Annotated in this window: 4 protein-coding genes; all 4 read right to left on the bottom strand. The window is 59.8% G+C overall.

The genetic code is table 11. The features are described from left to right. The coding region (locus CYR55_RS20375; RefSeq protein WP_101818179.1) for a conjugal transfer protein TraF at positions 1 to 1,044 on the bottom strand (1,044 nt) is incomplete at its 3' end. Positions 1,045 to 1,622: 578 nt separating this feature from the next. Continuing rightward, positions 1,623 to 3,203, bottom strand: coding sequence for an efflux transporter outer membrane subunit (locus tag CYR55_RS20370; RefSeq protein WP_175580821.1), 1,581 nt, complete (start codon positions 3,201 to 3,203; stop codon positions 1,623 to 1,625). Positions 3,204 to 3,222: 19 nt separating this feature from the next. Then, positions 3,223 to 4,791, bottom strand: coding sequence for a DHA2 family efflux MFS transporter permease subunit (locus CYR55_RS20365; protein ID WP_101818173.1), 1,569 nt, complete (start codon positions 4,789 to 4,791; stop codon positions 3,223 to 3,225). Further along, positions 4,788 to 6,002: an HlyD family secretion protein gene (locus tag CYR55_RS20360; protein ID WP_420912742.1), complete on the bottom strand. Its 1,215-nt coding sequence runs from the start codon at positions 6,000 to 6,002 to the stop codon at positions 4,788 to 4,790. The genes CYR55_RS20365 and CYR55_RS20360 overlap by 4 nt, the downstream gene beginning before the upstream one ends. Positions 6,003 to 6,172: the final 170 nt, after the last annotated feature.

Genomic DNA, 6,172 nt, shown 5'->3' with positions numbered 1-6,172 from the left:
GCGGTACTCCGCCCCGACCCCGGCGTACTGGGTATCTTCTTCCGATTTAAAGCGCTTGGTCGGCGTCATGTCCACGTCTGCCGTGGCGGTCACGCGCTCGTTATGCCAGGCGACCCCACCGGTCACCAGCGGGCGGATCTGGTAGGTATCGCGGTAGCCGTTCACCTCTTTGGTGTCGATGTCACGCGGTACCAGGTTTTGCGCGCTGAGGCCCAGCGTCCAGGCATCAGAAAGATCGGCAGACACCCCGGCATCCACGTTGAAACCGGTATTGGTTTTCTCATACTCACCGTTGGTGATGTCTGACTTATCGTAGTCATACACCGAGGTGTAGTAGTTATAGAGCGTGGTGTGCTGGATTTTCGGCGTCACGCCCACTGACACCGGCAACCCGCCGACGTTGAATTCATGGGCCATGGCTACGCCATAATCGGTGATAATCGCGGCCCGCCCGTGTGCGCTGGAGGTGAGGCGGTCTTCATCGCCCGGCAGCGGGATGCGCACGCCATCGGCAATCTGTTGCAGGTAATCAATATCCCCCTGCGACACATCGGTGCTGACGTGCGCATTGCCGTAGGCCTTCACCACAAAGGCGAGCGGCAGCTGATCGTTCGGCAGGGTGACCGCCAGCGCGGCCCCGGCATTGGCCCAGGCCTGGCTGCCCTGAATACTGCGCAGATCGCCGGCCAGATCGCCCGCCGCCCGGCGCAGGGCGCTGTAACTGGTGATGCTGTCGCCGTAGCTGTCCACGCTGTCGGAAAGGTCATCAATTTTGTCGAGGATTTTGTCTTTATCCGTGAGTTGCACCCCCACGGCCGGGAAAATCACGCTGATATCATCGGTGCCGGTCGCTTTGGTCATCAATGCCGGGTTGGCCAGCACCGCAGAGCCATACGCAGAAGACGCCACACCGGTGCCGCCCATGGCATCGTTGCGGGCCTCAAAATAGTTACCGGCGGCCAGCGCACTGAGGGGGGAAAGCAGAAAAAGCGGAACAAACACGTTGCGTGAAGAGACGCGGAAGTGACCAAATTTACTCGCCATTTTATTTACCGAGACCATCGTATTTCCCGAATAAGAAGCCCGGCATATCGGCCGGGATAACCATGAATTATCCCCATCATGAAACAAAATGGGGCGGATCATTGCTGTGAATAGGCACGGTTATTGGCGGCTCTTTCAGCCTTGCCTTTTTATAATTCGGTGTAAGACAGCATCTGGCGCGTTGGAAACCCACCGGACAGATGAAAAAAAATACTGCTCCTGAAGCATAAGCGATTTTTATTAAGTTGACAGGATTTTTCACATTTTATTGTGCAAGTGAAATCCCCGGCATCATCCTGAAAAGGAGATTATAATTATTAACGTTATGATAAATAATGATTTTAATGAGTTTTGCATTCAGAAGAAAAAAATAAAATAAGGCCGGCAATAACACAGTGCATTTTATTATTAACCATATAAAAATCAGGTTTAATTAGCGCGGCTCATCGGTTTCAGCAGGGAATTGTTCTGTTTTAAACCAGAGGAGAGGAAAGAGAGAGGAAACCCAGAGAGCGCGGAAGATAAATGAAATTGTCACGCAACGGAAATAAAAAGGCGCCCGGTGGGCGCCTGTGGGGTCAGGGGGCGACAGGCACCGTTTGTGCCGGGCCAAATACCGAATAGGCCGGCAGGGCGATATTCTGGTAGGGCTGCCAGCCGCCGCCCAATGCTTTATACAGCGCCACCAGATCGGTACTGGTCTGGACCCGCGCCTCAGTGGCCTGTTGCCGTGCCTGCGCCAGCTGGCGTTGTGCATCCAGCACGTTAATAAAGGTGGTGATCCCTTGCCGGTAGCTCTCGCTGGCCAGATCGTAGGCGTTCTGCAGGGAGGCGGCGGTGCGCTCCAGCCCCTCGACCCGGTTCTGATCGGTGCGGTAACTCACCAGCGCATTTTCCACATCCTGTAATGCGGTCAATACCGTCTGGCGGTAATCCAGCACCGCGCTGGCCTGTTGCGCGCGTGACAGCCGCACATTGGAGACCAGCCGCCCGCCCTGGAAGATCGGTAACGAAATCTGCGGCCCATAGGAGTAGAAGTGGCTGCTCCAGTCGGTGAGGTAGTCCACATCGGTATTACGCATCCCGACCTGCCCGGTCAGCGACAGGCTGGGGAACATCTGCGCCACCGACACGCCAATCTCGGCGGTGGCCGCGTGCAGGTTCGCTTCCGCCCGGCGCACATCTGGCCGGCGGCGCGCCAGTTCTGCCGGTACGCCCACCGGCACGGCGGCCGGGATTGGCGGCAGCGCTTTTTCCGCGCGCAACTCAGCATCCAGCGCGCCCGGCGGCTGGCCGAGCAGCACCGCCAGCGCGTTCATCGCCTGCCGTACCTGCGCCTGATAGGTCGGCAACTGCGCCTCCAGCGACCCAAGCTGCGCCTGTGCATTTTCCACATCCAGCTGCGGCGCCAGGCCGTTTTTCGCCTGGCTCTGCGTGAGATCGGTGGTCTGGCGGGCCACATCGATCTGGGTTTGCAGCGTGTTCAGCACGCTCTGCGCGCCGCGCAGTTGCAGATACGTTCGCGCCACTTCCGCTTCCAGTGACACCAGCGCATCGTTGCGCTGCTCCACCGTGGCCTGCGTCTGGGCATCGGCCGCTTCCACCGCCCGGCGTGTTTTGCCGAACAGGTCCAGCTCCCAGGAGGCGTCAAAGCCGCCCTGGAACAGCGTTACCGGCTGGGTCACGCTGCCCAGGGCATCCGCGGCCTCCGGGCTTTCGGCCTCGAGTTGCCCCGGAATATCATGCGCCTCCAGAATGCCTTTCAGCCCGAGTTGCTGGCGGTTGACGCTGGCATTCGCATTCACTGACGGCAGATACGCACCGCGCGCCTGCGTCACCTGCTCCCGCGCCCCGGCAATGCGCAGCACGGTCTGCTGCAACGACAGGTTGCCGTTAATCGCCCGGCCAATCAGGCTGTCGAGCTGCGGATCGTTAAAACTGCGCCACCAGGCCGGGTCCGGTTCGCTGGCCAGCGCCACCGAGCCGGGTTTCACCTGAGTATGGGACGTAAGATCGTTAAACGCCTTTGGCGTCTGCGCCTGCGGCGGCTGGTAATCCGGGCCGACGGAACAGCCTGCAAGCGCCAGCACGGCCGCAGCCACCGCCAGCCGTAAAGAAGAGTGGGGCAGCAGGCGCAACGGCGCCCGCGAAGAACACATCAAGGTAGAGACAGCCATGTCAATGACCTCCCGCACTGCCTTCGCTCTTGATTGGCGAAAGCAAGAAGCAAAATGGAATCATGATCAGCGACATTATCCCGCACAGCATAAACACGTCGTTATAGGCCAGAACGCGGGACTGGCTGATCATCTCTTGGTATAGCTGCGCTGTTGCCAGCGTCACCGGGTCACCCACCGCGTGGCTGAAATCCCGGACGGCCGCCGCACCGCGCTGCACCGCCTGATTGAACTGCTCATTCAGCGGCGTCATGTTCGGGGCCAGGTAGGCGCTGTGGGTCTGGGATCGTTCGGTGATCGCCGCCGTGGAGAGCGAGATGCCAATGGAGCCTGCCACATTCCGGAACATCGAGAACAGCGCCGCGCCGTCCGCATTCAGCTTGGGTGACAACGTCACAAAAGCGATGGTGGTCAGCGGCACAAACAGGAAGCCCAGCCCAATCGACTGTGCGCTGCGCATCAGCACCATGGTTTCGAAATCGACATTCGGCACCAGGCGGCTGGAGTAAATAAAGGAGAGCAGCAGCAACAGGAAGCCAAAGGCGATAATCAGCCGCGTCTGCACTTTCGGCATCAGCTTCAGCACCAGCGGGATCGACAGCACAATCAGCACCGCGCCGGGCGACATCACCAGCCCGGAGAGGGTGGCGGTGTAGCCGAGCTGTTGCTGGGCCAGTTGCGGCATCAGCACCGAACTGCCGTAGAGGATCATCGCCATCCCGGCCATCAGTAAACTGGCAACGGCAAAGTTACGATCCCTCAGGCAGTGGAGATCCACCACCGGCTTGCGGGCGTAGAACAGCCAGTAAACCGCGCCCACCAGCCCCACCAGCGCCAGCACCGCAAACAGCACAATAAAGCTGGACTGGAACCAGTCATCATCCTCGCCCCGGTCGAGCATCACCTGCAAACAGCCTAACCCGAGCGCAATCAGCCCGATGCCGATGTAGTCGATGTTGAGTTTGCCCGGCTCGAGCCGCTTCTCCCACGGCGGATCTTCCAGCAGTTGCATCACCGCCAGCACCGTCAGCACGCCGACCGGGATATTGATCAGGAACACCCAGCGCCAGCTGTAGTGGTCGGTTATCCAGCCGCCCAGCATCGGGCCGAGCACCGGCGCGACGATAATCGCGATGGAGGAGAGGCCAAACGCCTTGCCGCGCTCTTCCGGCTTAAAATAGTCCAGCAATACTGACTGCTGCACCGGCTGCAAGCCGCCGCCGAAGAAGCCCTGCAAAATGCGGAACAGGATCATCTGCCAGAGTTCGGTGGCGATGCCGCACAAAAACGAGCAGAGGGTGAACATGCCGATGCAGATCAGGAAATAGTTTTTGCGGCCCAGCGCGCGGCTGAAGAACGCCGACAGCGGCAGCACGATGCCGTTCGCCACCAGGTAGGAGGTGAGCACCCAGGTGGACTCGTCATAACTGGAAGAGAGCGACCCGGCCACGTGCGGCAGCGCCACGTTAACGATGGTGGTGTCCAGGATCTCCATGAACACCGCCAGCGTTACCACCAGCGCGACCGCCCAGGGGTTACTGGCGGGTTTCCATTGACGATCGCCGCTCATTCCACGGTGACCTTCGGCTCAACGGAGAGACCCAGCGGCAGCGGTAAGTCAGGATTCAGGCCGCTGTCAATGACGATTTTCACCGGCACACGCTGCACGATTTTCACATAGTTGCCGGTGGCATTTTCAGACGGGAAGGCGGAGAAGCGCGAACCGGAGCCCTGCTGGATGCTGTCCACGTGGCCGTGCAGCTCCATGTCCGGGTAGGCGTCCACCGTGACCATCACTTTATCGCCGGGGTTCATGCGTTCAAGCTGGGACTCTTTGAAGTTAGCGGTAACCCAGATGTCACGCGACACCAGTGAGAACAGGGAGGAACCGGCCTGCACCAGCGTGCCGAGCTGGACGTTACGCTTGGTGACGTAGCCGTCAAACGGCGCGCGCACCTCGGTATAGGAGAGGTTGAGGTTGGCGGTTTCCAGCTGTGCATTCGCCTGCGCCACCTGCTGCCGGGCGGCCTCGACGTTGGCCTCCGCCTGCCGGATTTGCAACTGCACCTGCGCCGCGACCTGCACCTGCGCTTTGGCATTTTCCAGTTCGGCATTGGCGGTGCGGAGTTGCGCGTTGGCGGCATCGATATTGCGCTGGGTGGTGGCACGCGGGTCAACGCCGCGCTGGCGTTTGTAGTCCGCCTGCGCATTGACCAGGTTAGCTTCCGCCCGCGCCTGTTGCGCTTTAGCCTGTGCCAGTTGCGCCGGGTACTGGACTTTTGCCAGCGCCAGCTGCACCTCGGCCTGATGCAGTTGGGACTGCGCCATGCCGAGTTGCGCCTGGGCGCGGTCACGTTCGGCCACCGCGTCACGCGGGTCAATTTTCACCAGCAACTGGCCTTTTTTCACCGGCTGGTTATCTTTTACCGCCAGATCGGTGACATAGCCGGAGACTTTCGGCGCAATGGTCACGGCGTCGCCTTCGGTGAAGGCGTCATCGGTGGTGACCTGGTTGCGGGTCATAAACCACCAGACCAGCGCGACCACCACCATCACCGCGACCACAATACCCAGGATGATCAGCGGCTTCTTACCGGGACGTTTGCGGGTGTTCTCCCCGTCGTCCTGATCGTCCTTGTTGTTGTCTGACGCGTTGTCTGGTTTTTTATCTTTCCCGGCCTGGTTATCGTTTTGGCGTTGGGTTCCTGGTTTACGTGCCTGCTCATCCTGCGCGGCGGCGTCCTCTGACGCGTTATTTTTATCGCTGTTCATAGGTCTCATCTGTTGTGGCAGCAAACCGCTGCACCAATCCATAAAGAAAGTGACTCTTTCACCCTAGAGCGTACTGCGCACATTGCAAGTTGACCCCTGGGAAAAGCCTGAATTTGCGGGCGGTTAGTGGGGGGATCGCACTATTTGTCAATGTATGTAAAGGGGGAGGGGGCGGCCGT

Source organism: Chimaeribacter californicus (genome assembly GCF_002858675.1).
Taxonomy (GTDB): Bacteria; Pseudomonadota; Gammaproteobacteria; order Enterobacterales; family Enterobacteriaceae; genus Chimaeribacter; species Chimaeribacter californicus.
This window is presented reverse-complemented; position numbering and strand designations above follow the sequence as displayed.

What these genes read in the sequence shown, in the direction of transcription:
- CYR55_RS20370 (WP_175580821.1), bottom strand. Translation starts at nt 3,203, where the DNA reads ATGTGTTCTTCGCGGGCGCCGTTGCGCCTGCTGCCCCACTCTTCTTTA.
- CYR55_RS20360 (WP_420912742.1), bottom strand. Translation starts at nt 6,002, where the DNA reads ATGAGACCTATGAACAGCGATAAAAATAACGCGTCAGAGGACGCCGCC.
- CYR55_RS20365 (WP_101818173.1), bottom strand. Translation starts at nt 4,791, where the DNA reads ATGAGCGGCGATCGTCAATGGAAACCCGCCAGTAACCCCTGGGCGGTC.